The 23,591-nt window shown below is 59.1% G+C and carries 25 protein-coding genes; 8 read left to right on the top strand and 17 right to left on the bottom strand.

Going from position 1 to position 23,591, the window contains the following annotated elements; translation table 11 throughout:
- Positions 1–176: 176 nt before the first annotated feature.
- Positions 177–1,400, top strand: a complete 1,224-nt coding sequence (locus tag ACYVM5_RS06055; RefSeq protein WP_460617229.1) for an NAD(P)-dependent oxidoreductase — start codon at positions 177–179, stop codon at positions 1,398–1,400.
- A 113-nt stretch (positions 1,401–1,513) separates the two neighbouring features.
- Here the strand turns inward: ACYVM5_RS06055 and ACYVM5_RS06050 are convergent, their stop codons facing one another.
- Complete coding sequence (locus ACYVM5_RS06050; protein ID WP_460617228.1) at positions 1,514–1,948, bottom strand: CsbD family protein; 435 nt, start codon at positions 1,946–1,948, stop codon at positions 1,514–1,516.
- Between the two features lie 152 nt (positions 1,949–2,100).
- Positions 2,101–2,892, bottom strand: coding sequence for a hypothetical protein (locus ACYVM5_RS06045; RefSeq protein WP_460617227.1), 792 nt, complete (start codon positions 2,890–2,892; stop codon positions 2,101–2,103).
- A 199-nt stretch (positions 2,893–3,091) separates the two neighbouring features.
- Here ACYVM5_RS06045 and ACYVM5_RS06040 point away from each other — a divergent pair, with 199 nt between their 5' ends.
- Positions 3,092–4,651: a hypothetical protein gene (locus tag ACYVM5_RS06040; RefSeq protein ID WP_460617226.1), complete on the top strand. Its 1,560-nt coding sequence runs from the start codon at positions 3,092–3,094 to the stop codon at positions 4,649–4,651.
- A gap of 70 nt (positions 4,652–4,721) precedes the next feature.
- On the opposite strand, the gene ACYVM5_RS06035 is transcribed toward ACYVM5_RS06040, so the two are convergent.
- The gene (locus tag ACYVM5_RS06035) at positions 4,722–5,111 is read right to left on the bottom strand and encodes a hypothetical protein (RefSeq protein WP_460617225.1); all 390 of its coding nucleotides are present in this window, start codon (positions 5,109–5,111) and stop codon (positions 4,722–4,724) included.
- A 179-nt stretch (positions 5,112–5,290) separates the two neighbouring features.
- Here ACYVM5_RS06035 and ACYVM5_RS06030 point away from each other — a divergent pair, with 179 nt between their 5' ends.
- From ACYVM5_RS06030 to ACYVM5_RS06015, 4 genes are all read left to right on the top strand, one after another.
- Positions 5,291–5,692: a hypothetical protein gene (locus tag ACYVM5_RS06030; protein ID WP_460617224.1), complete on the top strand. Its 402-nt coding sequence runs from the start codon at positions 5,291–5,293 to the stop codon at positions 5,690–5,692.
- Between the two features lie 124 nt (positions 5,693–5,816).
- A complete protein-coding gene (locus ACYVM5_RS06025; RefSeq protein WP_460617223.1) occupies positions 5,817–6,827 on the top strand; it encodes a hypothetical protein in 1,011 nt (336 codons plus the stop codon).
- A 119-nt stretch (positions 6,828–6,946) separates the two neighbouring features.
- Entirely contained in the window at positions 6,947–7,999 is a 1,053-nt protein-coding gene (locus ACYVM5_RS06020) for a DUF3089 domain-containing protein (RefSeq protein ID WP_460617222.1), read from the top strand.
- 12 nt (positions 8,000–8,011) lie between these two features.
- Positions 8,012–8,317 (top strand): hypothetical protein, encoded by a 306-nt coding sequence (locus ACYVM5_RS06015; protein WP_460617221.1) that lies wholly within the window; start codon positions 8,012–8,014, stop codon positions 8,315–8,317.
- Positions 8,318–8,379: 62 nt separating this feature from the next.
- Here ACYVM5_RS06015 and tsf read toward each other — a convergent pair whose 3' ends face one another.
- The 4 genes from tsf to rplM form a co-directional block, all read right to left on the bottom strand.
- A complete protein-coding gene (gene tsf, locus ACYVM5_RS06010; protein ID WP_460617220.1) occupies positions 8,380–9,216 on the bottom strand; it encodes a translation elongation factor Ts in 837 nt (278 codons plus the stop codon).
- A 275-nt stretch (positions 9,217–9,491) separates the two neighbouring features.
- A complete protein-coding gene (rpsB, locus tag ACYVM5_RS06005; protein ID WP_201977389.1) occupies positions 9,492–10,259 on the bottom strand; it encodes a 30S ribosomal protein S2 in 768 nt (255 codons plus the stop codon).
- A gap of 18 nt (positions 10,260–10,277) precedes the next feature.
- Positions 10,278–10,664, bottom strand: a complete 387-nt coding sequence (gene rpsI / locus ACYVM5_RS06000; RefSeq protein ID WP_460556276.1) for a 30S ribosomal protein S9 — start codon at positions 10,662–10,664, stop codon at positions 10,278–10,280.
- Positions 10,665–10,699: 35 nt separating this feature from the next.
- Entirely contained in the window at positions 10,700–11,152 is a 453-nt protein-coding gene (gene rplM / locus ACYVM5_RS05995) for a large ribosomal subunit protein uL13 (protein ID WP_460609743.1), read from the bottom strand.
- A gap of 253 nt (positions 11,153–11,405) precedes the next feature.
- Between rplM and ACYVM5_RS05990 the strand changes: the two genes are divergently transcribed.
- Positions 11,406–12,869 carry a hypothetical protein gene (locus ACYVM5_RS05990; protein ID WP_460617219.1) on the top strand — a complete coding sequence of 488 codons (1,464 nt, stop codon included), beginning with the start codon at positions 11,406–11,408 and terminating at the stop codon, positions 12,867–12,869.
- A gap of 25 nt (positions 12,870–12,894) precedes the next feature.
- Here the strand turns inward: ACYVM5_RS05990 and ACYVM5_RS05985 are convergent, their stop codons facing one another.
- The 6 genes from ACYVM5_RS05985 to recA form a co-directional block, all read right to left on the bottom strand.
- A complete protein-coding gene (locus tag ACYVM5_RS05985) occupies positions 12,895–13,608 on the bottom strand; it encodes an RluA family pseudouridine synthase (protein ID WP_460617218.1) in 714 nt (237 codons plus the stop codon).
- Positions 13,609–13,633: 25 nt separating this feature from the next.
- Positions 13,634–14,704, bottom strand: coding sequence for a sensor histidine kinase (locus ACYVM5_RS05980; RefSeq protein WP_460617217.1), 1,071 nt, complete (start codon positions 14,702–14,704; stop codon positions 13,634–13,636).
- A 137-nt stretch (positions 14,705–14,841) separates the two neighbouring features.
- Positions 14,842–15,537, bottom strand: a complete 696-nt coding sequence (locus tag ACYVM5_RS05975) for a response regulator (RefSeq protein ID WP_198069878.1) — start codon at positions 15,535–15,537, stop codon at positions 14,842–14,844.
- A 74-nt stretch (positions 15,538–15,611) separates the two neighbouring features.
- On the bottom strand, positions 15,612–16,292 hold the full coding sequence (locus tag ACYVM5_RS05970) for a hypothetical protein (protein WP_460617216.1): 681 nt from the start codon (positions 16,290–16,292) through the stop codon (positions 15,612–15,614).
- A 78-nt stretch (positions 16,293–16,370) separates the two neighbouring features.
- Positions 16,371–17,189: a DUF3108 domain-containing protein gene (locus ACYVM5_RS05965; protein ID WP_460617215.1), complete on the bottom strand. Its 819-nt coding sequence runs from the start codon at positions 17,187–17,189 to the stop codon at positions 16,371–16,373.
- Between the two features lie 147 nt (positions 17,190–17,336).
- Positions 17,337–18,389 carry a recombinase RecA gene (recA, locus tag ACYVM5_RS05960; protein ID WP_460617443.1) on the bottom strand — a complete coding sequence of 351 codons (1,053 nt, stop codon included), beginning with the start codon at positions 18,387–18,389 and terminating at the stop codon, positions 17,337–17,339.
- A 424-nt stretch (positions 18,390–18,813) separates the two neighbouring features.
- Here recA and ACYVM5_RS05955 point away from each other — a divergent pair, with 424 nt between their 5' ends.
- On the top strand, positions 18,814–19,845 hold the full coding sequence (locus tag ACYVM5_RS05955) for a hypothetical protein (protein ID WP_460617214.1): 1,032 nt from the start codon (positions 18,814–18,816) through the stop codon (positions 19,843–19,845).
- A gap of 6 nt (positions 19,846–19,851) precedes the next feature.
- Here ACYVM5_RS05955 and ACYVM5_RS05950 read toward each other — a convergent pair whose 3' ends face one another.
- The 4 genes from ACYVM5_RS05950 to ACYVM5_RS05935 form a co-directional block, all read right to left on the bottom strand.
- Positions 19,852–20,397, bottom strand: a complete 546-nt coding sequence (locus ACYVM5_RS05950) for a GNAT family N-acetyltransferase (protein ID WP_460617213.1) — start codon at positions 20,395–20,397, stop codon at positions 19,852–19,854.
- A gap of 68 nt (positions 20,398–20,465) precedes the next feature.
- Entirely contained in the window at positions 20,466–20,891 is a 426-nt protein-coding gene (locus ACYVM5_RS05945; RefSeq protein ID WP_460617212.1) for a hypothetical protein, read from the bottom strand.
- Positions 20,892–21,021: 130 nt separating this feature from the next.
- Positions 21,022–21,987 carry an AAA family ATPase gene (locus tag ACYVM5_RS05940; RefSeq protein ID WP_460617211.1) on the bottom strand — a complete coding sequence of 322 codons (966 nt, stop codon included), beginning with the start codon at positions 21,985–21,987 and terminating at the stop codon, positions 21,022–21,024.
- Positions 21,988–22,139: 152 nt separating this feature from the next.
- On the bottom strand, positions 22,140–23,519 hold the full coding sequence (locus ACYVM5_RS05935; RefSeq protein WP_460617210.1) for a peptidylprolyl isomerase: 1,380 nt from the start codon (positions 23,517–23,519) through the stop codon (positions 22,140–22,142).
- Positions 23,520–23,591: the final 72 nt, after the last annotated feature.

Below are 23,591 nucleotides of genomic sequence, written 5' to 3'. Positions count from 1 at the left end.
TGGTGGGAAGCCGGTTAGGCGGGTGGGGTTACGGATTCAGATTCCTTAACAAAGGTACGCCCGAAACGTCCCGGCGAACTGCGGGCAAAACCGTAATTTTGGTCGGTTATCTGGTTTGATGGCGCGCCGTGGTGCCATCGAATCCGCCTGTCACTCCCCAATTCCCACCCCATCCCATGTCCCTCACCATCGGCCTCATTCGCGAAGGCAAAACCCCGCCCGATAAGCGCGTGCCCCTCACTCCCAAGAAGTGTATGGAAGCGCAGACCAGCTTCCCCGGCCTGCAAATCGTGGTGCAAAGCAGCTCCATTCGCAGCTACGCCGACCAGGAATACCGCGACCTGGGCCTGGAGGTACGCGACGACGTGAGCACCTGCGATGTGCTGATGGGCGTGAAGGAAGTGCCCGTCGACCAGCTCATTCCCAACAAAACCTACCTCTTCTTCTCGCACACCGTGAAGAAGCAGCCGGCCAACCGCAAGCTGCTGCAAGCCGTGCTCCAGAAGAACATCACCCTGATTGACTACGAGCTGCTGACCAACGAGCACGGCGAGCGCATCGTGGCGTTCGGGCGCTACGCCGGCATCGTGGGGGCGTATAATGGCCTGCTCACCTACGGCCGCAAACACGGATTATACGACCTGAAACCCGCCTGGCAGTGCGTGGACATGGACGACATGCAGGAGGAATTTTTCAAGGTGAAGAAGCTGCCGCCCATCAAAATGGCCATTACCGGCAGCGGCCGCGTGGCTCAGGGCGCGCTGGAAGTACTCGACCGCATGGGCATCCGGCGGGTGAGCGTGTACGATTACCTGTACCTCGATTTCAACGAACCGGTGTACACGCAGTTGCGCAGCTCCGACTACAACCGCCGCCGCGACGGCCGTGTGTGGGATACCCAGAATTTCCACCAGCACCCCGAGGAATACGAGTCCACGTTTGGCAACTTCCTGCCCGTGACCGACCTGCTCATTGCCTGCGCCTACTGGCACCCGGCCGCGCCGCTGCTCTTCACCGAAGCCGACACGCGCCGGCCCGATTTCCGCATCAACACCATTGCCGACGTGACCTGCGACGTGAACGGCTCGGTGCCCACCACCAAGCGCAGCAGCACCATCGCCGAACCGGCCTTCGACTACAATCCCGCCACCGGCGAGCTGGAACCGGCTTATTCGCAGCCCGAAAACATCACCGAAATGGCGGTGGATAACCTGCCCTGCGAACTGCCCCGCAACGCCAGCCGTGACTTCGGCCGCCAGCTCATCGACAAAGTGCTGCCCCACCTGCTGGGCCCCGATGCCGAGGGCGTCATTGCCCGCGCCACCATCGCCAAGGGCGGCCAGCTCACGGAACGGTACCAGTATTTGAGCGACTACGTGGCCGAAACGACCAGCGCGTAGTGTAGCCATGATTCAAATAAAAAGCCCCTTCTGGTTCCAGAAGGGGCTTTTTGGGTGATGAAGCAGTGCGGTATGGATTGGAAGCCGCGTTACTTCATTGGGGAAAGAATGCCTTAGAACGTGCGCTGAAACCAGCCTTTGATGTCATCAATGGCGTGGCCGGTCTTCTCTTGTAGGCGGCCGTACCACTCGTCCTGTTTGCCGTCTTCGTAGTCGAGGTCGTCATCGGTGAGGTTGCCCCACTTCTGCTTGGCATGGCCCTTAATCTGGTTCCAGTCGCCGCGGGCTTTCAGTTCGGTGCTGTTGCCGGTGGCAGTAGCGCTGGCATCATTGCCAATGTTGTTGAACCAGTTCTTGATGTTGTCGATGGTTTCGCCGGTTTTGGCCTGCAGGTTGCCCAGCCATTCGTCCTGTTTGCCTTCGTTGTAGGTCAGGTCGTCGTCGGTCAGGTTGGCCCATTTCTGCTTGGCGGCCCCTTTCAGTTGGTTCCAGTTGCCGCGGGCTTGCAGTTCGGTGTTGTCGCTAACGTTATTGCTGTTGAGGTCCATGGTTGAAAGAGCGTTTAGTAAGAAAATGAGGGTGGGGAGAGGTGAAATTGTTGGGCTTGTACGCAAGGCAATTTGGGCGCGTTGAGGCCGTGGGCCGAATGCCGGAATTTTATACCTTGCCCGTAGCCGTGGCGGTGGTAAGCATGCATGGCCTACCGATGCCGGGCGTTGAACCCCAACATCAAGCTGACGCGGGCGCCGCCGTTGCCCGGCACCACGGCCACGTTCACGGGAAAGTTGATGCCGTTGGAGCGAAACGAAGTGCCCATAGCCAACACCAGATTGGCCCCTAATGGCGTCAGGTTCGGCCCCACGCCGAACTCGAATCCTTTGGCCCCGCGGATGCCCAGCAACCCGCTGATGCTGGGTAAGAATTTGCCCTGTTCGAGCCCGCCCACCAGCGGCACGAATTCGGCCAGCCCGCTCACCCCGTTAGGCATCCGAAACAGGCGGCTCTCAAACTGCCAGCCAAACTGCGTCAGAAAAGGGTTGAGGTCGGGCACGCTTTCGCGGGCTTTGTCCAGCACGCCGGCCGAAAGCACGGTAAAGCCAATGCGCGGGCCATCGAGCCGAATGGGCTCGTCGAGAATGGCATCGTCGGGCGACGCATTGCTGAGCGTGGGCACTTCGGCCGGAAAAGCCGTGCGCGCCGCCGCGGCCGATACGGGCACGCCGGCTCCGGCCCCAGTAGCCGCTGCCGGGGCCGCGTTGAGCACTTCCTTCGTGCCGTTGGCGTAGCGAATCATGAACACGTCGGTGCGCCAGATGCTGATGAGCGGGCCGTCGGGGTTGTCGGCGCGGCGGTATTTGACTTCGGCCGGCGTTATTTCAATCACCTTCACCGCAACTTCTTCGCCGTTGCGCTTGGTGAGAAAGTCCTGGGCGTGGGCCGGGCCGACCAGCAGCACCAACAGGGAAAACAAGAAGAGTAGGCGTGCAAACATGGCGCGAGGGGCTAAGGGTGAAAACATGGCTAAAGGTGGCGCATTTACTACCCGTGTTTCAACCGTATTTTGCACATTGTTAGACCTTAGGCAATGAGCTTTTGACAAAGCAATTATTTGAAAATCAATATTTAGGGCTGTTGTAAAAGGATATTAATTTGTATCCTAAATAATCGAAAACCACTATCTACCATCACCAATGGACGACCTGCGCACCACGCTCCTCACCCTCAGCCCCGACGACCGGCGCGATTTCGGCCGCTTCATTCAGCGGCAGCGACGCAAAACCACCGGGCGTCTCGATTCGAGCCTTTACGAGCTGCTGGTGCGGGCCAGGGAGCTCAAAACCGAGCAGCTGATTGCCCAGCTATACCCCGACGAGCCCAACCCCGTGGCCTACTACGCGCTGCGCAAGCGCCTCATGCGCCACCTTACCGACTACCTGCTGCTGCGCCAACGCCAGCTCGATACCACGGCCGCTGCCACCGTGCGCGGCCACCTCACCCTGGCCCAATACCTCTTCGAGGCCGGTATTCCGCGCCTGGCCTGGGCCACCCTGCGTAAGGCTGAAAAGCTGGGCCGCGAAACCGAGCAGCACGAGCAGCTGAACGCCGTGTACAACCTCCAGATTCAGCACGCCGAATCGCCCCACGCCGCACCACTCGACGAAATCCTGCCCCGCTACCGGGCCAACAAAAAAGCCGCCGATGAGCAGGAGCGCGCCAACATTGCCGACAGCCTGCTGCGCCAGCGCCTGCGCGAATCGCGGGTGCGCGGCCGGGCCGCCGTGGCCGTTGATGCCATTTTGCAGCAGATTCTCACCGAGTACGACTTGCAGGAAGCCTTCGCCCGCTCGCCCTCGCTGCTGAGCCGGCTCATGTCCATCACGCGCAGCGCCATGCTGGTGCGGCGCGATTTCACGTCGTTTGCCGTGTTCATCGAGCGTTGCTATAATCTCATGGAGCGCCGCCACGGCTTTGCGCCGGCCCAGCGCGGGCACCAGCTCAAGCTGCTCTACATGCTGGCCCACGCCCTGTACCGCTCGCGCCGCTTTGCCGAGTCGGTGGCGTACCTGGAAAAAGGTACTGCCCTAATGAGCGCCGGGCCGGGCCGCCAGTTCAGCGAATTTGCGCCGCGCTTCACCTTCCTGCTGGCTGCCAACTATGCCTTTCTGCGTCGCAATGCCGAAAGCATCGGCCTGCTCGAAGCCACTTTGCGCGGTCCCAAAACCCTTACTACCGCCGACGACCTCACGGCCCGCTTTCAGCTCACGTTTCACTACTTCGCCGAAGGCAAGTTTGCCAAAGCCAACCAGGCCCTGCTCAGCCTGGCCCGCACCGACCATTGGCTCGAACAGCACCTGGGCCTGGAATGGCTGCTGAACCGCAACATCGGCGAAGTGCTTATCCAGATTGAGCTCGACAACGCCGAGCAGGCCCTGACCCGTTTGCGCGCCATCGAGCGCACCATTCGCGACCTGTTTCCCGCCGTGCCCGCCGACGCGGCCACTGCCACCGAGGCCGCGCCCGCCGGCGGCCCCTATCGCCCCGTGCTTACCTACCTCAGCTTGGTGCGCGAGCTCATCGAAAACCCTGCTGCCGCGCACGACCACGATTTCGGCAACCGCGTGACGCACCTGCCCCCGTTTATTTCCGAAGAGCGCGAAGACCTGCAAGTCATCAGTTTTTACTCCTGGCTGCGCGCCCGCACCCTGGGCCGCCCGTATTACGACGTGCTCCTGGAAATTGCCAATGCCTGAGCGAAATGCATAAAAAAGCCCCGCGCAATTGCTTGCGCGGGGCTTTTCAGGAAATTAAAACCGGCCGGAATTACTTCTTGGCGGCTTCTTTCATGTTCTCCTTGGTCTGCTGGGCCGATTTGGCGGCAGCGTCGCCCATGGCGTCCATCTTGCGGCCGGCGGCGTCCATTTTGGCGTCCATCTTGGCACCGGCGGCGTCCATCTTAGCGCCCATTTTTTCGCCAGCGGCATCCATTTTCGCGCCGGCTTCCTCCATTTTGCCTTCCATCTTGTTGCCGGCAGCATCCATTTTAGCGCCAGCTTCTTCGGTCGACATCGTGGCGGTGGTATCGGTGGTTACGGTAGCAGTGGTGCCTTCGGGCGTAGTGGTCGTGGTTTCGGTGGTTTTGGTTTGCTCGCAGGCAGTGGCGGTGAAAGCGACGGCGGCGGCAACGAAGAGGGCTTTAACGGAGATTTTCATGGTCGTTGAATTAGAGAGTGAGATTTGATGATTAATCAACGGGGAGGAAAAAGGTAACCCATGCGCGGGCCGTGCCCGGCAAGGCCTGACCGCCGACCAGGCCCGCGCAAACCGCCCAGCTAACTTTTATCGGCCTGCATCAGTATAGCCCTCACGCATCTTTTCATTCTCGCATTCCCATGGATTCCACCGCCGCCACTCCGCAAACGCCCGCCACGCCCGCCGTGCCCATGGCTGTAAGCGACCAGCAAAACACTGCGCTGCTCGACGACACCCTCACGTTCCTCACGGCCAGCACGCCCACCAATTCCGGCCCGCAAGGCCGCACCGAAGTCGAGCGCTGGGCTGCCGTGCTGGCTGCTTCCGACCGGCCCGGCCTGGCCAAAATCAAGCAGGAACTAAGCCAGCTCAGCGACATGCTATCGGATAGTAAAACGCCTGCCCACGATATCGCCGAAATTCTCGCCAGCCTGGGTGCCGAAACCGCCAAAGTAGCCGAAGAAGCCGGCGGCGACTACGCTGCGCCCCTCGCCAACCTGAGCAAGCAGCTCATCAAAGCTGGCAACACGCTCTCGAAGTAAACCGGCAGCCGCTCCGCCGTAACCATTGTAGCGCGAACTTTGTAGTTCGCGTCACCGCGCTGCCCGGAAAATTCCGGCTGGCCGCGTGGTGACGCGAACTACAAAGTTCGCGCTACTGCTTTTTATGGCTCCATTATCTCCTACCGACCTGCTGCCCTACGACCCGTTCGACGGCATGCGCTTCGGTCCCGAAACCTGCTTCCTCAGCGGCCAGCCCGTCGGCCCCGATGATACCGTGCCCGTGTTCGCCGAGTGGCTGCAGGCCCGTTACAACCTTAGCGAGCGCCCGATTCAGTTGCTCGACCAGCGCACCGTCCTCATCAAGGACCTGCGCCTGCCCGCCGCCCCCGCCGCCCGCCAGCGCATCGAAGAACTGGAGAGTAGGGTAGAGGCCGCCGCCACGCAAGGCCCCGCCGCCCTGCGCGCCCTCGGCGACGACACACTCTTCCTCTGGATGGGCAAAATGTTCTACGGCATCTTCATCACCGAGCTGCTGAACGAGTTCGAGCCGCTGATAAAGCCCAAGTACCCGCTGGCCGAAAACGCCGCCTTGGTGCGCCGCTTCCAAGCGTTTTTTCAGCTATTGCAGGGCCTGCGCGTGCCTACCGAGTATGCCGATTTCGTGCCCGGCTCCGTGTTCGTGCTCGAAGCCGACTCGTCCGAAGACGTGACGCCTTTCGAGTATGATGACGACTTGAACACGCTCGTATTCAGTATCAAGCTCGATAAAACCGTGCTGGTCGCCTGTCTGGTCGATATCGGCCTCGTGGGCCAGGCCATGCGCAAGGTCTACGCCGATGCCCAGCGCCCCCTGCACCCCGTGCAGATTGCCGAGTTCAAGGCCCGCGTGTACTACGCCGCGCACTTGCTGCACGTCGTCCCCGATATCTACCCGCGTCACCCGCGCCCCGGCGACACCCAAATAGTCTTCGATGCCCTCATCGACGACGTGACCGGAGCCATCTTCAACCCCTGGGAAAACAGCGCCTACACCCAAACCCTGGCCGAAATGTGGCTGCGCTGGAACATCACTCTCGCTGATGTAGTAGCTAAACCCGCTGAGCCGCTGACACTGCTTTACAAACCCGACGGCACCCCGCGCGAGTTGAAGCATTGGCCTGTTGTATCGAATTAAAAAAGGACGTCATGCAGAGCGAAGTCGAAGCATCTCGCGTGTGGTAGTAAATCCAGATGTTTGGATTATGGCTGCACGCGAGATGCTTCGACTTCGTTCAGCATGGCGTCCTGTTGAATATGTCTGTTTTATCATCCTGTCTCCGCACCGCCCTGCTTCTACTGCTGCTCCTGCCGTTGAACGGCTGCATCCGGCTGCTGCTCAAGCCGGGCCGAAATTTCGAGAAATACACGTCCCCACCCGCGCCCGACTACGCCCAAGCCAGCAACTGGGCCGCCCTGCCCACCAAGAAAGATTCAGCCGATGCCGTGCCTCGGCATTCCATGTTGCGCAATGAGCAGGCCACGGCCCCTGTCGATGTATTTTTCATTCACCCCACCACCTACTACTCGCCCCGAAACTGGAACGGCGACGTGCGCAAAAAGTGGTTGAACAAATACACCGACCGCACCACCATCAAGCAGCAGGCCAGCGTGTTCAACGCCACGGGCCGCATCTACGCGCCGCGCTACCGGCAGGCCACGCTTTTCTCCTTCCTCGACAAAGAGCCCAACGGCCAGCAAGCGCTGGAACTGGCCTATTCCGACGTGCGGGCCGCCTTCCAGTACTACCTCGCGCACTACAACCAGGGCCGCCCGTTCATCATCGCCGGCCACAGCCAGGGTACCGACCACGCCACGCGCCTGCTCCACGAGTTTTTCGATAAAGCCACCCCACTGCGCGGCCAGCTCGTGGCCGCCTACCTCATCGGCTTCCAGGTGAAGCCCAACGAATTCCTGACCATCAAGCCCTGCACCGATTCGCTGGCTACCGACTGCTTCATCGCCTACAACACCTCCGACGCCGGCCACGAATCATCCATGTTCCAACCCAGCATCGCCGTCAACCCCCTCACCTGGACGCTCGACTCCACCCTGGCCCCGGCCAGCCTCAACCGCGGCGCGGTCAGCATCCGCTTCAAGCACGTCCACCCCAACTTCACCGACGCCCAGATACACCACGGCCAGCTCTGGGTGCACGCGCCGCGCTTCAAAGGCTTTCCGCACTTCCCGCCCTCCGGCAAGAAGAAGCTGCGCTACTCTCGCCACATCGCCGACTACGCACTGTTTTACATGAACATCCGCGAAAATGCCAAAGCGCGGGTGCGGGCGTGGCAGAAACAGAAGGAATAAATAATTTGCACCATGGATTCGGAAGCAACAATGGCAAAGCTGAAAGCCGAGAATGAGGAATTAAAGCACCAGATTAAGAGGCGCAATCAAGACCTGTTTGAAGCATTGGGTGCTTTATCAAGTATGTGGAATCAATATTGCCCGCCCCCTCGAACCCATTTAAATATGAGCGCAGGTGAGGAAGCAGAGGAGGTGCTTCAAAAGTGGCAACTGATGCGAGCCGATGAAACTAGCATATATATTGACGGTATGGTTATAGATGATGATATACCAGATGTTGTGCTAGGATTACGAAACCTCGATTTGCTTAGTGAATAGAATAAAGAAAAGCCCCGCCGACACAATGCCAGCGGGGCTTTCAATTTAGCTAAAAGCGGCAATTAAGCGCCGATAGCCACGCGCTTGAAGTCCGTCACGGTCATACCTTTCGACTTGCTGTCAAGCAGCTGAGCGATGGTCATCGAGCCGTCTTTCACGAACTCTTGGTTCAGCAGGGTCTGCTCTTTGTAGAATTTGTTCAGCTTGCCTTGGGCGATTTTCTCCAGCATCGCCTCGGGCTTGCCTTCGGCACGCGCCTGCTCTTTGCCGATTTCGATTTCGCGCTCCACCGTAGCCGAGTCCACACCGTCTTTGTCAACGGCAACGGGCTTCATGGCCACAATTTGCATGGCCACGTCGCGGCCCACGGCAGCAGCGTCGGCCGAGCCCACGTTCTTCAGGGCTACAAGCACGCCTTTCTTGCTGTCGGAGTGGATGTACGAAGCTACTTTCTCGCCGGTCAGGGTCACGTAGGTCAGGTCCAGCTTCTCGCCGATTTTGCCGGTCAGGTCGGTGATGTGCTCCTGAATAGTCAGGCCATCGTCCTCCTTCACAGCCAGCAGGTCTTCTTTGGTAGCGGCGTTGGTGCGCACAGCAGCATCCAGAATGCGCTGCACCAACTCGCGGAAGTTAGCCACTTTAGCTACCGACTCCGTTTCGCAGGCCAGGGCCACCAGCTTGCCGTTGGTGCCATCCTCGCTCACGGCCACGGTCACGAAGCCTTCCGACGTCGTGTTCTCGGCGCGCTTGTCAGCGATTTTCTGACCGGCTTTGCGCAGAATGTCGCGCGCAGCTTCGAAGTCGCCATCGGCTTCGGTCAGGGCTTTTTTGCAATCCATCATGCCGGCACCGGTCATGGTGCGGAGCTTGTTTACGTCTGCGGCGGTAATAGCGGCCATTAGATGTTGTGTTTGTTGGGTTGAGATTGAAAGAACTTCAAACTCCCCTCCTTACCAAGGAGGGGACGCTGGCGCGAAGCGTCAGCTGGGGTGGTTGTGGGCGGTCGCATCGTTGCTGCGAAACTGTTCTAGCAAGCGCAACGCCATAACCACCCCCGTCCGAACCTTCGGTTCGAACATCCCCTCCTTGGTAAGGAAGGGAGCAAAATAAAAAAGGGAACCTCCGGAGCCTAGACTACTCGAAGGTTCCCTTTTTTCAAAGAGCTAAGAAGAGACTATTCTTCGTCAGCAGCCGTCTTTTCAGCAATGGCAGCCTCGTCGGCTTCCTTGCGGTCGGCGTCTTCTTTGTCAACTTTGCGCTCCGACAGGCCGTCTTCGATGGCCTTGCCAATCACGCTCACGATGAGCTGAATCGACTTCGAGGCATCGTCGTTAGCAGGAATCGGGAACTGCACCAGCTCGGGGTTCGAGTTGGTATCGCAGATAGCGAAAACTGGGATACCCAGTTTGTGCGCCTCTTTCACGGCGATGTGCTCGCGCTTCACGTCCACTACAAACAGGGCAGCGGGCAGACGGCCGAGGTCGGCGATACCGCCGAGTACGCGGTCGAGCTTCTCGCGCTCGCGCTGCATCATCAGCTTCTCGCGCTTAGCCAATGCCGCGTAAGCGGTGTTCTCTTTCACCATCTTGTCGATGGTGGCCATCTTCTTCAGGCTCTTGCGAACCGTGGCGAAGTTGGTGAGCATGCCGCCCAACCACCGGTCGGTCACGAAAGGCATCTTCAGACGCTCGGCTTCCGTCGTAACGATTTCCTGTGCCTGCTTTTTCGTGGCTACGAACATGATTTTGCGGCCGCTCTTCGCGATGTTGCGAATAGCCTGGGCTGCGTAATCAAGCGAAACCAACGTTTTGTTGAGGTCGATGATGTGGATGCCGTTCTTCTCCATGAAGATATACGGCGCCATTTTGGGGTCCCACTTGCGGGTGAGGTGACCAAAGTGGGCACCTGCGTCGAGCAGGTCCTTATAAGTCGTCTGAGCCATGATAGTATCCTCCTGGTATTAGCGTTTCGAGAACTGGAACGAGCGACGAGCTTTGCGCTTGCCGAATTTCTTGCGTTCCACCATGCGCGGGTCGCGGGTCATGAAGCCTTCCTTCTTTAAAGCAGGACGAACTTCTTCGTTATCGCTAACCAGAGCCTTGGTGATTGCCAGACGGATAGCCTCGGCCTGAGCCGAAATGCCGCCGCCTTTCACGTTCACCTTGATGTCGTACTGGCCGACTTGCTCAAGAATTGCCAGGGGTTGGTTCACTACGTTTTCCAGCAACTCGTTGCTGAAATACGACTTCATGTCCCGGTCATTGATAGTGATATTCCCTTGCCCGGCCTGCATGTAGATGCGGGCCACCGAGGTTTTTCTTCTACCAGAGGTGTTGGTAATTGCCATTAGTGGAAAAATTAAAGAGCGTAAGCCTTTGTGGCTTACAGGTTTTTCAGTTCGATTGCCACAGGCTGCTGTGCCTCGTGGGGATGCTCGTTGCCGGCGTACACGTACAGGTTGCGGTACTGGGCCGAGCCGAGTTTGTTGCCTTGCAGCATGCCTTTCACAGCGTGCTCAATTACACGACGCGAATCGCGGTTCATCTGCTCGCGCACGGTGCGACGTTTCTGGCCGCCGGGGTAGCCCGAGTGCGTGATGTAGACCTTCTCGGTCATTTTCTTGCCCGTTACGCGCAGGTTGTCGGCGTTGATAACGATGACGTTGTCGCCGCAATCAGCGTTGGGCGTAAACGAAGGCTTGTGCTTGCCGCGCAGAATGTTGGCAATCTGGCTGGCAACGCGGCCCAGAGGGGCGACGCTGGCGTCTACGATAACCCAGCTCTTCTGGGCGTTGGCCTTATTGACGTGGGTCGTCTTGAAGCTCAGGTGGTCCATGAGTCGAAAAAAAGGTATGCTAAACTATTGAATAAGAGTACGGAGCCGCTAGGGCTTCGGGAAAAACGGACACAAAGGTACTGATTTATCGGGAAATAGGCAAACGTGGCGCAGTAGTTTTTCTGGGAAAGCTTGTGGCAAGCAGTTCCGCAGGAGTCGGAATTTATATTTAACACTGCTGGCCGGGGGGCATGTAATGAAGTAAGTAGGGGTTCATGGGGCGTAGGCGTACTTTTACGGTTTGTCATTGCCTATGCTTTCCACTGCCGCTGTGCCGGTTTCTGCTGTTGCTGCCCGCCGTGCCCGGCTGTTGCTGGCCGGGTTATTCGCCTTGTCCCTCGTCGTGGCCTTTTTCACCAAAGGCACGCATGATTCCGGCGACAGCATCAATCATTACCTGTTTGCCCGCTACGCATTCGCACACCCGCTCAATTTTCTGGATTCGTGGGCGAAACCGTTGCTTACGCTGCTGGCGGCGGGGCCGGCGCAGGCTGGGTTCATGGGAATGAAGGCGTTTCAATGCGTGGTGGTGGCCGCTTCGGCCTGGTGCGCTTTCCGTATTGCACAGGCCTTGCGCCTGCCCGTGCCGGAGCTGGCTATTCTATTTGCCTACGCGGCTCCCGATTATTTCCTGATTCAGTTTTCCGGTCTCACCGAGCCGTTGTTTGGGCTGGTGCTGGTGGGGGCGGTGTGGCTGGCCGTGGCCGGCCGGCCGGGTTGGTCGGCGGCGGTGGTTTCATTTCTGCCGTTTGCGCGCTCCGAAGGGTTTATGCTGATTGGCCTGTGGGTGGTATACCTGGCGTGGCAGCGGCAATGGCGCAGCTTGCCGCTGCTGGTACTGGGCTACGCACTATATACCGCCATTGGCGCGCTGGCATTTGGCGAGCTAGGTTGGGTGTTTGGGCACAATCCGTACGGCACGGTGTCGGTGTACGGGCACGGCGAGTGGAGCCATTTTCTGCGCAATATTCCCAACCTGCTGGGCTGGGTGCTCACGGTATTATTTGTTATGGGAGGTGCCCGCATGGTACACGACCTGGCCCAGCCGGCCCGGCGTCAGGTGCCATTGTTTCCGGCTGAGCTGCTGCTGATATACGGCAGCATTACGGTCTTTGTAGCCGCTCATACTATCTTCTGGGCCATGGGCTTATTCAATTCGGCGGGACTGGCACGGGTGTTGGCGGGCATTGCGCCGCTGGCGGCCGTGGTGGCTTTGAATGGCGTCGCCCTGCTCACGGAATGGGCCCATACCGAAACGGCCCGCCGGCGCATCCGGCTGGTGGCAACCGTAGCGGTAGTCGGCTGGATGTTTACCGGGGCCCGCAACGCCATCCGGCCATCCCGCGATTTCAGCCGTGCGCCCGACCAGGAGCTGGCCCAGCGCGCGGCCGAATGGCTGTACCAGACATACGCCGGACAGCTGCCGCCGGTAGCGTTCCAGGCTCCCTACGTGGCCCCCGCACTGGGCATCGACCCATTTGATGCCGCCCACTGCCCCGCATTAACCAAGGACTGGCACCCCATTCTGGAGACATTACCAGTAAACTCTCTGGTGGTCTGGGACGATGTGTACGCACAGACGGAAGCCCACATTCCGCTGGAAATGCTGCAACGAAACCCCGCATTCCGCCTGCGCTGGCAAGGTTCCATCGTTCGGGATGCTACTCACCCAGACAGGGGGACTTGCCAACTGGCGGTCTTTGAGCGCATTAAATAAGCACGCTGCTCAGGCCGTTGTGCGACTACGCCAACTGGCGCAGCGTTTCCACCAGCACCCGAAAATCTTTCGGATAAGGCGCTTCTACCGATATTTCTTGGCCGTTCAGGCCGGTGAATTGTAGTTTGAGGGCGTGCAGAGCAAAGCGCTTGATGAACGGCTGCTCTTCCTCGCCCTCCTTCATGTTGAATTTCTTCTTGAGCGAAGAAAGGTAAAAATCCTCCCCGCCGTAGTCCTTGTCGCCAATAATTGGGGCCTGAAGATACATCAGGTGCAGGCGAATCTGGTGCATGCGGCCGGTGACGGGCTCGCAGAGAATGAGCGAGTGGCGGGTGAAGTTTTCGAGGGTGGTGAAGTAGGTTTCGGCAGGTTTGCCTTTGAAGGCCAGGCGAGCCTTGCCGCGGCTGGTGGTTTCGATGCTGCGCTCCACCAGCTGGTGGTCGAAATGCGGGGTGCCCCACACCACGGCGTGGTACTGCTTTTTCACCTCGCGGTTCTCAAACTGCATGGCCAGGTGGCGGTAGGCGGCCGGGTTTTTGGCGAAGGCCAGCGCGCCGCTGGTTTCGCGGTCGAGGCGGTGGGCCGCCTGAATATCGTCGTGGTGCTGGCGGGCCAGGCGTAGCATGTTGGGCGCGCCGCCCACCCGCTCATCGAGCGTGGCCAGAAACGGCGGTTTGTTGACAACGAGGTAATCGTCGTTTTCGAAAATAACGAGGTCGGAGAAATTCGGGAGCTTCATAAGAGGCTGCAAAGGTACGACGGCCTCAGGCTGCGCTTCCCACGGACCCGCTTTTGGGCTTATTCAGCTTGAACTCCAGGGTAGTGCCTTCGCCCACGGTGCTTTTCACCTTGATGGTGGACTTATGCGCCTCCACAATGTGCTTGCTGATGGCGAGCCCCAGCCCGGAACCACCCGACTCGCGCGAGCGGCTTTTGTCGATGCGGTAAAACCGCTCGAAAATGCGGCCCTGGTGCTCGGGGGCAATGCCCGCGCCGTCGTCGCGCACGGCGATACGTACCGAACGGCCGCTTTCAACCAACGAAACCACCACGCGGCCTTTGTCGCGGCCGTACTTGATGGCATTGTCAATCAAGTTGATGAGGACCTGGCGGATACGGTTGCGGTCGGCCACCACCAGCAGGCCGGTTTCGGGCAGGCTGGGCGGAAATAGCTCCAGGTGCGTGCCTCGCCGGGCGGCCTGCTGCTCTAATAATTCGAAAATTTCGCGCACCAGCACAATCAAATCGAAGCGCTGGCGGCGCATGCGCACCACGCCTTTTTCGAGCTGCGCGATAGTGACCAGGTCCTGCACCAGCGCATCGAGCGTGTCGAGGCTGGCGGCGGCTTTGGTGAGAAACTTGCGGCGGGTGGCCAGGTCAATTTCGTCGTCCTCGTCATCGAGAATGGTGTGCACGAAGCCCTGGGCCGCAAAAAGTGGCGTTTTGAGCTCGTGCGACACATCGGCCAGGAACTCGCGGCGCAGGGCCTGCAGGCGCACCAGCTCGTCCAGCTCCTGCTGGCGGCGCTCGGCCATTTGCAGGATTTCGTCGCGCACGCGCTTCACGGGCTCGGGCCGAAACAGAAACTTATTACTCAGCTTCTTGAATTCCTTGCGCTTGATGTGCTCCAGGCCGGCGTAGATGCCGTTGATTTCCTTGAAAATCAGCGCTTCAAACGACAAGTAAATCAACAGAAAGCACGCCGCCACCGTGACGCCCGCCGCCAGAAAAGCCTCCCGAAACGGCAGCGTGGGACCGATTCGGGCGTAGGTGGTGAGCACGCCCGCCACCAGCAGCGCAATGAGGATGGCAATAGTGCGAGAGGAGAGGTTCATATCATTTTGAACTGTTCGGGTAAAAATAAGTCATCCTGAGCGCAGCGAAGGACCTTTTCACGCACGAACAATGATTGTTCAACCGTGAGAAGGTCCTTCGCTGCGCTCAGGATGACAAAGCAATGTAAGTGGCTGATTTAGTCGGCGTTGAACTTGTATCCCACGCCCTTAATGGTCTGGATGTGGTGGTCGCCCACCTTTTCGCGCACTTTGCGCACGTGCACATCCACGGTGCGGGCCAGCACGAACACGTCGTTGCCCCAGATATTCTGGAGCAGTTCTTCGCGGTTAAAGACCTTGTGGGGCGAGGCGGCCAGGAAGGACAACAGCTCAAACTCCTTCTTGGGAAGAGTGATTTTCTTGCCGTCCTGGTACACAGCGAAGGCGGTGCGGTCGATGCGCAGGCCGTTGATGTCGATGGCATCGACGGCGGCGTGGGGGTCCTGGTCGCGGCGCTTTACGGCGGCCAGACGGCCCAGCAGGGCGCGCGGCTTGATGGGCTTGGCGATGAAGTCGTCGGCCCCGGCCTCGAAAGCCGCCACTTCGGAAAACTCCTCGGCGCGGGCGGTGAGAAACAGAATGTAAGTGTCTTTGAACCTGGGGTTTTCGCGCAACAGGCGGCAGGCCGCAATGCCGTCGAGGTTGGGCATCATCACATCGAGCAGGATGATGTCGGGGTGAAACTCGGCGGCTACGTCCAGGGCTTTGCGGCCATCGGAGGCGGAGGCGGTTTGGTAGCCCTCTTTTTTCAGATTGAACTCCAGCAGCTCGACAATGTCCGGGTCGTCATCAACCACGAGAATCTTGTACACGGGCGTTTTGGCAGCAGTCACGGCGTTTGGGGCTTAGGTGAAGCGAAACAGGCAATGTTTGCGCAAAAGTACCGCTTGCGGCGGCCGGCGTCATGTTACGATTGTGTGAAGTCCGACAGCCGTTCCGGCAACTGCGGCGGCAGACACAGCGCCACGATGAAAAACCCGTTCAGAAAAGCATACAGCAGAGCATGAATGGCCCAGATGTTCAGGCTGAGCTCTTTAGAATGAAACAGAACCAGGTTGCTGGTGAGAAAAATCAGGCTGTTGGCTGAGAAATACAGAAACACGCCCGCCGAAATCCAGAACACGGGCTCACGCTCCAGCGGTGCCAATGATACCGGAAGGGTCTTGAGTACGCGCCGGTAATACAGCATCACCAGCAGCAGCATGGCCACACTCTCGATGAAATGCTGAATGGGGCTGAACTCAACCGTGCCGGGCCGGGGCCAGCTGGTGAGCGCCGTGCCCACCACAAACAGCCCGATGCCAACCGGCAGGTACCGGGCCACGGGATGCGGCCACAGCACCCGCCGGTACATCAGCCCCAGCAGCGTGAACTCGATGGCGGTATCGATGGGGGCCAGAAACAGATTGGGCCGGTGCTGGCGCTGAAGCCACAGGGCCACCGCCGTCACCAGCAAGGCCAGCCACGACAGCCACACCAGGTAGCGCCGCACGGCCTCGTAGCGGCGGTACCGCACCAGCCCCACCACGCACGCCACCACAAGCGGAACCGGGGAAAGATTGACGATAAGCAGCGGGATGGAACTCATGGCTACTACGAATGTAACCCGTGAGGCCAAGCCGGCAATGAATTATGAAGAATGAATGAGCGGACTGCTTGGCCCGGGCTAGTTGGCCAGGTTCAGCTTCCACTTCAGGCCCTGATAGCGCACCATATCCACCTTTACGGTGCCAACAAACATCTCGGCCTGAAACAGCACCGGAATCTTGTTACGGTCATCGGAGAGATACACCGAAATGGCGTTTTCGCCCCGGAACAGCTTGTTATTCGGCATTTTGGGCACCAGCTTGAAGGCGCGCACATCGCCGGCCTTGGTTTCCACCACTTCGCGGCCCTTGTACACCACGTCCAAAATGAAATTGTCGCCGTCGAAGTAACCGGGCATGCGCACCACGTCGCCCACCTTCATGCGGTCGAAGTTGAGGGTGCGCAGGTAATAAAAGCCGCTCACGAGCTCCAGCGTGTTGTTGGCCACCTTCACGGTGGTGTGCTTGGGGTTGTCTTTGTTGTGGTCCTGCACCTCGGCCACGTCGCGCAGGTGGTCGAAATCGACGGTTTCCTTCTTGCGGTAGTTCTTCTCGGCAATGTCGCGCTGGGCGCGGATGGGCAGAATACTGGTGGTGTCGATGTAGGCGCGCCACTGGTCGCGGATGCGCAGGAAAAAATCGAACGAGCCGGTGGTTTTGCCGCTCACCGTGGCCTTGTAGCAGGGCCGGTCGTTCACGCGCTCCAGGCCGCCTGCCGTTTCCACCGTGGCTTCGCCGCCGTTGATGAGGCCGTAATGCACGGTGTACTTAATGGTTTCGCCGCGCCCGAAGCTGTTCTGCGGTACGCTGCGCACGGCATCGCCGGGGCCCATTGCGAGTTGCGCGGAGGCGAGCAAAATCAGGATAGCAGGAGTAAAGAATAACCAGCGGCGCGTCATAGCAATAACTATAATAAAAAGAAGGGGCGGCCTGACCCTAGACAAACGTAATGCCAGCCCCGGAGCTAAGGTAAAGGTACGAACATAAAAAAAGCCCGTTGCGATTTGCAACGGGCTTTGGATTATTTGCGGAAGACGCAACAGTGCTTACAGCGTGTCTTCGCCGTCATCCTCGATGCTCATGTCGACGGGAATCACATCCTCGTCGCCTTTGGCCATGGTGCGGATTTTGCCTTCGATTTCGGCCGCCAGCTCGGGGTTATCGAGCAGCAGGGTTTTCACCGCTTCGCGTCCCTGGCCAATCTTGGTGTCGCCGTAGTTGAACCACGAGCCCGACTTGCCGATGATGCCCATGTCGACGCCAAGGTCCACAATCTCACCGACTTTGGAAATGCCCTGGCCGTAGATGATGTCAAACTCAACCACCTTGAAGGGCGGCGCTACTTTGTTCTTCACCACCTTCACCTTGGTGCGGTTGCCGGTCACATTGTCCTTGTCTTCCTTGATTTGGCCGATGCGGCGGATATCAAGGCGCACGGAAGCGTAGAATTTCAGGGCGTTACCACCGGTAGTGGTTTCGGGCGAGCCGAACATCACGCCGATTTTCTCGCGTAGCTGGTTGATGAAAATGCAGCAGCAGCCGGTTTTGTTGATGGTGCCGGTGAGCTTGCGCAGGGCCTGGCTCATGAGGCGGGCGTGCAGGCCCACTTTCGAGTCGCCCATGTCGCCTTCGAGTTCGCCTTTCGGTACGAGGGCGGCCACGGAGTCAATCACGATGATGTCGATGGCACCCGAGGAAATCAGCTGGTCAGCGATTTCGAGGGCTTGCTCGCCGTTGTCGGGCTGGGCAATGAGCAGGTTGCTGGTATCGATGCCCAGTTTCTCGGCGTAGGTTTTATCGAAAGCGTGCTCGGCGTCGATGAACGCGGCCATGCCACCTTTCTTCTGCGCTTCGGCAATCATGTGCATCGTGAGCGTGGTTTTACCCGACGATTCTGGACCGTAGATTTCAATCACACGTCCGCGGGGCACCCCGCCAATGCCAAGGGCAATGTCCAGCGAAAGCGAACCGGTGCTGATGCTCGGAATGTCGCCCACCTTGTTGTCGGAGAGCTTCATGACCGTGCCTTTGCCGTAGGCTTTGTCCAGCTTGTCGAGCGTGAGCTGGAGGGCTTTCATTTTTTCGGCAGCGACGTTCATATCGCCTTTCTCCGCTTTTTCAACTTTGTCGGCTTTGGGAGCCGCTTTGGTAGCTAGTGCCATGAGGGGGTGTTTGAGAAAAAGGAATTAGGTTTGGTAAAGTTAACGGTTTTAGCCGGGTCGCAATCGAATAATTCTATTCATTGTTAAAAGCCCCAAATGGGCTGTTTTGCGGCGGCTTTTTCTAACACAGCGACTAGTGGTTTAGTGCCGTTGAGAGGCGAAATATATGAGGAATTATCTAAAAATATTAGTTGGCCTTGTGACTGTGCTAATTAAAGTGGAAACGGCACGGGCGCAGTTGAATAATTCGGCTTTTACCCAACCAACTCCAGGCCGAGGCAATCTCATAGATGAAGCCTTTGTTAATGGTGACATACCAGGAGTGGATGTGTATGCTAAGTCTGAGATAGGAGATTTACGCTTGCAGGTACAAAGTTTCACCTTCTTCAAGGACAACGAGTACTTCAACAAGATTGTAGACGGCTACACGCTTTTTGGTACACAGTTAAATCCGCAACTCGTTTACTATCCTACTAAGGATTTGCGCCTCGAAGCGGGCGTGTTGCTCTGGAAGGACTTTGGCAACCCGCAGTTGAAGCAGGTGCGGCCCACGTATCGAGCCACCTGGACCACGGGCCATCACCAGTTTATTCTAGGCAATATCCAGGCTAACCTCAACCATAACTACATCGAGCCGCTTTTCAACTTTGAGCGGGTGATGCTGAACCCGCTGGAGGAGGGCCTACAATACCGCTATTTAGGTTTAGGTAACCGGTTGTTTCTTGACTTTTGGGTGGACTGGCAGCGGCAGCAGTACCGCTACAGCAATTACCAAGAGGAAATTGCGGGCGGCCTGAGCAGCAGCTACCGGCTCAGTAGCGACGGAAGCGACTGGCGGGTAACGGTACCGTTTCAATTCACAGCCATCCACCACGGCGGGCAGATTGATACGCTTGACAAGCCGCTGCAAACGTTGTTTAACGAAGCCGTCGGGATTGAGGCGCGCCGCTCGTTGAACAATTCAAAAATCCAGGCTTTACGCTTCAACGGCTACGTGCTCGGCTTCCAAGACAACTCGCCCACGCAGGGCCAGAACCCTTTCAAATACGGCCGGGGCTTGTACCTGAACACCACCCTCGAAACCCGCTATGCCGATGTGATGCTGAGCTACTGGCGAGGCTCGCGCTTCATGGCCCCGCTGGGGGGCGACTTGTACCAGAGCGCCTCGCGCACCGTTTCGAACCCCGATTACCTGGACCGCCAGCGCAAGATTCTGCTGGTGCGGCTGCTGCGCGACTTTCGCATTTCGGACGCGGCGGCCCTCACCGTGCGCGTCGAGCCGCTCTATGATTTCAACGCCCAACTGCTGGATTTCTCGTTCGGCGTGTACCTCAATTTTCGGCAGGAGTGGCTGCTAGGCAACGTGGGCAAGCGCGTACGGGTGGGGCAGTAGCCGGGGTTAAGATTTCGCCAGCCAGAAGCGGCAGATTTGGCTCAGCGCGTCGGAATTGCGGAACCAGAGTGGGCGCTTAGGGGGCGGTTCGGGCTGGAAACCCACGGCGCGGGCCACGGCCTGCCCGCGCGCATTGCCCAGAAAGCAGCGCACAAGCAGCCGCTGGCTGCCCACGGCTTCGAAGGCAAAATCAACGACAGCGGCCAGGGCCTCGCGGGCATAGCCGTGGCCTTCGGCGGCAGCGGCCAGGTAGTAGCCGATTTCGGCCTGGCCTTTTTGCTGGGGCATGAGGCAGATGTCGCCCACGTATTCGGCCGAGGCGCGGTGCCAGATGCCGAACACGTAGAAGCGCCCGGTGCGCCAGTCCTCGGCAAAGGCACGGAGCGAAACCGCGGCATCGGACACGGAGCGCACGGCTTGCAGGCGGTCGGGGAAGGAGGGCTGGAAGCGGGGGCGGTCGGCGTGCAGCAACGCGAAGAACGCACCGGCGTCGGCCGGCTCATAGGGGCGCAGGCAGAGGCGTTCGGTGTAGAGCGGGGCGCGGGGCAGCATAGCAGCGTACTACGGAAAAAGGGCCGCCTCCGTGCCCGGAAACGGCCCTTTCACAAGAAATAAATCGACTATTTGTTCAGGCCCACGTACTGGCTGGGGCTACCCAGCGACTGCTGGGTACGCATCACATTCACCTGCCGGGCCGCTTCGTTGAAGAATTCGAGGCGGCGGATGAGCATTTCCTTCACCAGCACGCGGCCTTCAGGCGTGCGCATGGTGCCGCGCTTGTCGGCCAGCACGCGCTGCATGGCGGCCAGCGTCTGGCCCTCGTGCTTCATGAATTGCTGCTGGAACTCGGCCAGCCGGGCCACGCCGCTGGCGCTTAGGGTAAAATCCTCGCCGGCGCCCTGGTTCAGCACCTCGCACAGCACGTACACTTCAATGGGCAGGCTGGTTTCGAGGGCCGTGGTGCGCAGGTCGAGGCCAGCGGCCAGGGCGTCGAGGATGATGCGCACGTTGCGCTCAAATTGCTGATAGTAGGCTTGGGCTTCCATATTAGGGACTTGTCAGGGCTTTTGTCATCCTGAGCGCAGCGAAGGACCTTATCATGTTTGGAGTAGTAATTACTGCAAACTGTTCAGCGGTGATAAGGTCCTTCGCTGCGCTCAGGATGATAGACATTTTCTATAAAAGTTCTTTCACAATCTGCTCCACGCCGATGCCTTCGGCTTCGGCTTTGAAGTTGCGCACGAGGCGGTGGCGCAATATCGGCACGGCCACGGCGCGCACGTCCTCAATGTCGGGCGAGTACTTGCCGTTGAGCAGGGCGTTGCACTTCGCGCCCACAATGAGGTGCTGCGAGGCGCGCGGGCCGGCTCCCCATTCCAGCAGCTGGTTGGTGCGCGGGGCGGCGCGCTCGGTGTTGGGGCGGGTTTTGTGCACGAGGCCCACGGCGTATTCCACCACGTTGTCGGCCACCGGCACGCGGCGCACGAGCTCCTGGAAGGCCTGGATATCGGCCGCGTGCAGCACCTTGTTCACGGTCTGCTTGCGGTCCGAAGTCGTCTGCTTCACAATGTTCAACTCCTCGGCATAAGTCGGGTAGCCCAGCTCTATATTGAACATGAAGCGGTCGAGCTGCGCCTCGGGCAGGGGGTAGGTGCCTTCCTGCTCGATGGGGTTCTGGGTAGCCAGCACGAAGAACGGGCGGCTGAGCGGGTAGCGCTGCCCGGCCACCGTCACGGCGTATTCCTGCATGCTTTCGAGCAGGGCGGCCTGGGTTTTGGGCGGCGTCCGGTTGATTTCGTCGGCCAGAATGATGTTGGCGAAGATAGGGCCTTTCACGAAGTGAAAATCCCGCTGCTGGTTCATCGTTTCCGAGCCTACAATGTCACTGGGCATCAGGTCGGGCGTGAACTGGATGCGGTTAAACGACAAATCCAGCGAATCGGCAATAGTCTGAATCAGCAAGGTTTTAGCCAGGCCGGGCACGCCCACCAGCAAGCTGTGGCCCTGCGAAAACACGGCGGTAAGCACCAGTCGCACCACCTCGTCCTGCCCCACGATGACCTTGCCGATTTCCTGGCGCAGCTTCTGGAAGGAGGCGGCCAGGGCGTCGGCGGCTTCTTTGTCGTTTTGGAATTGAGCCATTCGAAAGTTTAGGAGGGAAAAGGAAAGAAAGCCGGTCATGCTGAGCGCAGCCGAAGCATCTCTACCGTGTAACTAATCATTACGATTGGGTTACTCTTCGCGGTAGAGATGCTTCGGCTGCGCTCAGCATGACGTTCCGAAGCGCCAGAAAGTTATTTCTCCACCGCGTCCAGCACCTTGCACTGGGCGTACTCCGGCTCTACTTCGAGGTACACCGTGCCGCGGTTTTTGGCAAACCACTCGTCCAGTGCCTTCGTTTTTTTCTCGTTGAGGGCAGCGGCGGCAATTTTCTGATAGTCGTCCTGCAGGTTGGCCTGGTGGGGCGGCGTGTTCGATTTCAGCCACAGGATGCGCATGGCGTCCTTGCCGTCGTCGGTGCGGTAGGGCATGGGCGGGGTAATATGGCCCACCTTCATGGTGTCGATGGTAAAGAAGATGGCCGGGTCGAGCTTGTCGAGGGGCAGGCGCGAGCCGCCGTCCTGACGGTTGGCGAGCAGGCCGCCGTTGCTGCTGCTGGTTTTATCGGAGGAGTTGTCCTTGGCCGCTTTGGCGAAGGTGATGCTGTCGGACAAAATCTGGCGACGCAGACGGGTCAGCAGCTTGGCCGAGGCGCTCACATCGGCCGAGCCGGTTTCGGGCTTCAGCAGGATGTGGCGCGTCGAATACGTGTTGCCCTTGCGCTCAATGAACTGAATGAGGTGAAAGCCGAACTGCGACTGCACCACCGGCGACATCTGGCCGGGTTCCAGCTTCATCGAAGCCGCCTCATACTCCGGTACCAGCTCGCCGCGCTTAAAGAAGCCCAAGTAGCCGCCTTCCTTGGCCGAGCCCGGGTCTTCCGAATTGGCTTTGGCCAGCGTGGCAAAGTCAGCCCCGGCCAGCACCTGCGCCCGGATATCGTTGAGCTTGGCGATGGCGGCCTGCTTGGCCTTGTCGTTCACCTGCGCGGGCACCACAATCTGGCCCACTTCCACCTCGGTGCTGAAGTAGGGCAGGCTGTCTTTCGGAATGCGGGTGAAGTACTGCGCCACTTCACGCGGCGTCACCGCCACCTTGCCGGTGATGGTTTCCTGCATTTTCTGCTGCGTGAGCTGGTCCTTAATCTGGGGCCGCAGGTCGTCCTTCAAGGATTTGATAGACTTGCCATACTGCTCCTCAAGGCGCTTTTCGGAGCCAATCTGCTGCGCGAAATAGGCCATGCGGCGGTCCACTTCGCTGTTCACCTGCTTGTCTTCCACCGTCACGGAGTCGACGTCGGCGCGGGCCAGCATCAGCTTGTTCAGCACCAAGCTTTGCAGGATTTTGCATTTCAAATCCGGCGGCAGCGGCTTGCCTTCGGCCCGGGCCACCTCCTGCGCATAGATGAGCTCCACTTCGGAGCGCAGCACAATCTGATTGTCCACCTTCACAATAATACCGTCGAGCAACTGCTGGCCCTTGGGCCGGCTGATGCCCAACTGGGCCTGGGAAGCGGGCGCAAAGCCCAGTAACAGCAATAGCGTAAGCAGGGCCGACGCTACGGCGCGATTCACATTAACAAGCATAAAGTCGTATTGAAAAGCCGGTGGACAGGTGCCCCGGCCTGGTCCGTGCAGGTCTAACAC

The sequence above is a fragment of the Hymenobacter ruber genome, from assembly GCF_054783255.1.
This window is presented reverse-complemented; position numbering and strand designations above follow the sequence as displayed.

Bases quoted from the DNA above. Each gene is read 5' to 3' on its own strand.
- ACYVM5_RS06055 (WP_460617229.1), top strand. From the start codon at position 177: ATGTCCCTCACCATCGGCCTCATTCGCGAAGGCAAAACCCCGCCCGAT.
- ACYVM5_RS06050 (WP_460617228.1), bottom strand. From the start codon at position 1,948: ATGGACCTCAACAGCAATAACGTTAGCGACAACACCGAACTGCAAGCC.
- ACYVM5_RS06045 (WP_460617227.1), bottom strand. From the start codon at position 2,892: ATGTTTGCACGCCTACTCTTCTTGTTTTCCCTGTTGGTGCTGCTGGTC.
- ACYVM5_RS06040 (WP_460617226.1), top strand. From the start codon at position 3,092: ATGGACGACCTGCGCACCACGCTCCTCACCCTCAGCCCCGACGACCGG.
- ACYVM5_RS06035 (WP_460617225.1), bottom strand. From the start codon at position 5,111: ATGAAAATCTCCGTTAAAGCCCTCTTCGTTGCCGCCGCCGTCGCTTTC.
- ACYVM5_RS06030 (WP_460617224.1), top strand. From the start codon at position 5,291: ATGGATTCCACCGCCGCCACTCCGCAAACGCCCGCCACGCCCGCCGTG.
- ACYVM5_RS06025 (WP_460617223.1), top strand. From the start codon at position 5,817: ATGGCTCCATTATCTCCTACCGACCTGCTGCCCTACGACCCGTTCGAC.
- ACYVM5_RS06020 (WP_460617222.1), top strand. From the start codon at position 6,947: ATGTCTGTTTTATCATCCTGTCTCCGCACCGCCCTGCTTCTACTGCTG.
- ACYVM5_RS06015 (WP_460617221.1), top strand. From the start codon at position 8,012: ATGGATTCGGAAGCAACAATGGCAAAGCTGAAAGCCGAGAATGAGGAA.
- tsf (WP_460617220.1), bottom strand. From the start codon at position 9,216: ATGGCCGCTATTACCGCCGCAGACGTAAACAAGCTCCGCACCATGACC.
- rpsB (WP_201977389.1), bottom strand. From the start codon at position 10,259: ATGGCTCAGACGACTTATAAGGACCTGCTCGACGCAGGTGCCCACTTT.
- rpsI (WP_460556276.1), bottom strand. From the start codon at position 10,664: ATGGCAATTACCAACACCTCTGGTAGAAGAAAAACCTCGGTGGCCCGC.
- rplM (WP_460609743.1), bottom strand. From the start codon at position 11,152: ATGGACCACCTGAGCTTCAAGACGACCCACGTCAATAAGGCCAACGCC.
- ACYVM5_RS05990 (WP_460617219.1), top strand. From the start codon at position 11,406: ATGCTTTCCACTGCCGCTGTGCCGGTTTCTGCTGTTGCTGCCCGCCGT.
- ACYVM5_RS05985 (WP_460617218.1), bottom strand. From the start codon at position 13,608: ATGAAGCTCCCGAATTTCTCCGACCTCGTTATTTTCGAAAACGACGAT.
- ACYVM5_RS05980 (WP_460617217.1), bottom strand. From the start codon at position 14,704: ATGAACCTCTCCTCTCGCACTATTGCCATCCTCATTGCGCTGCTGGTG.
- ACYVM5_RS05970 (WP_460617216.1), bottom strand. From the start codon at position 16,292: ATGAGTTCCATCCCGCTGCTTATCGTCAATCTTTCCCCGGTTCCGCTT.
- ACYVM5_RS05965 (WP_460617215.1), bottom strand. From the start codon at position 17,189: ATGACGCGCCGCTGGTTATTCTTTACTCCTGCTATCCTGATTTTGCTC.
- recA (WP_460617443.1), bottom strand. From the start codon at position 18,389: ATGAACGTCGCTGCCGAAAAAATGAAAGCCCTCCAGCTCACGCTCGAC.
- ACYVM5_RS05950 (WP_460617213.1), bottom strand. From the start codon at position 20,397: ATGCTGCCCCGCGCCCCGCTCTACACCGAACGCCTCTGCCTGCGCCCC.
- ACYVM5_RS05945 (WP_460617212.1), bottom strand. From the start codon at position 20,891: ATGGAAGCCCAAGCCTACTATCAGCAATTTGAGCGCAACGTGCGCATC.
- ACYVM5_RS05940 (WP_460617211.1), bottom strand. From the start codon at position 21,987: ATGGCTCAATTCCAAAACGACAAAGAAGCCGCCGACGCCCTGGCCGCC.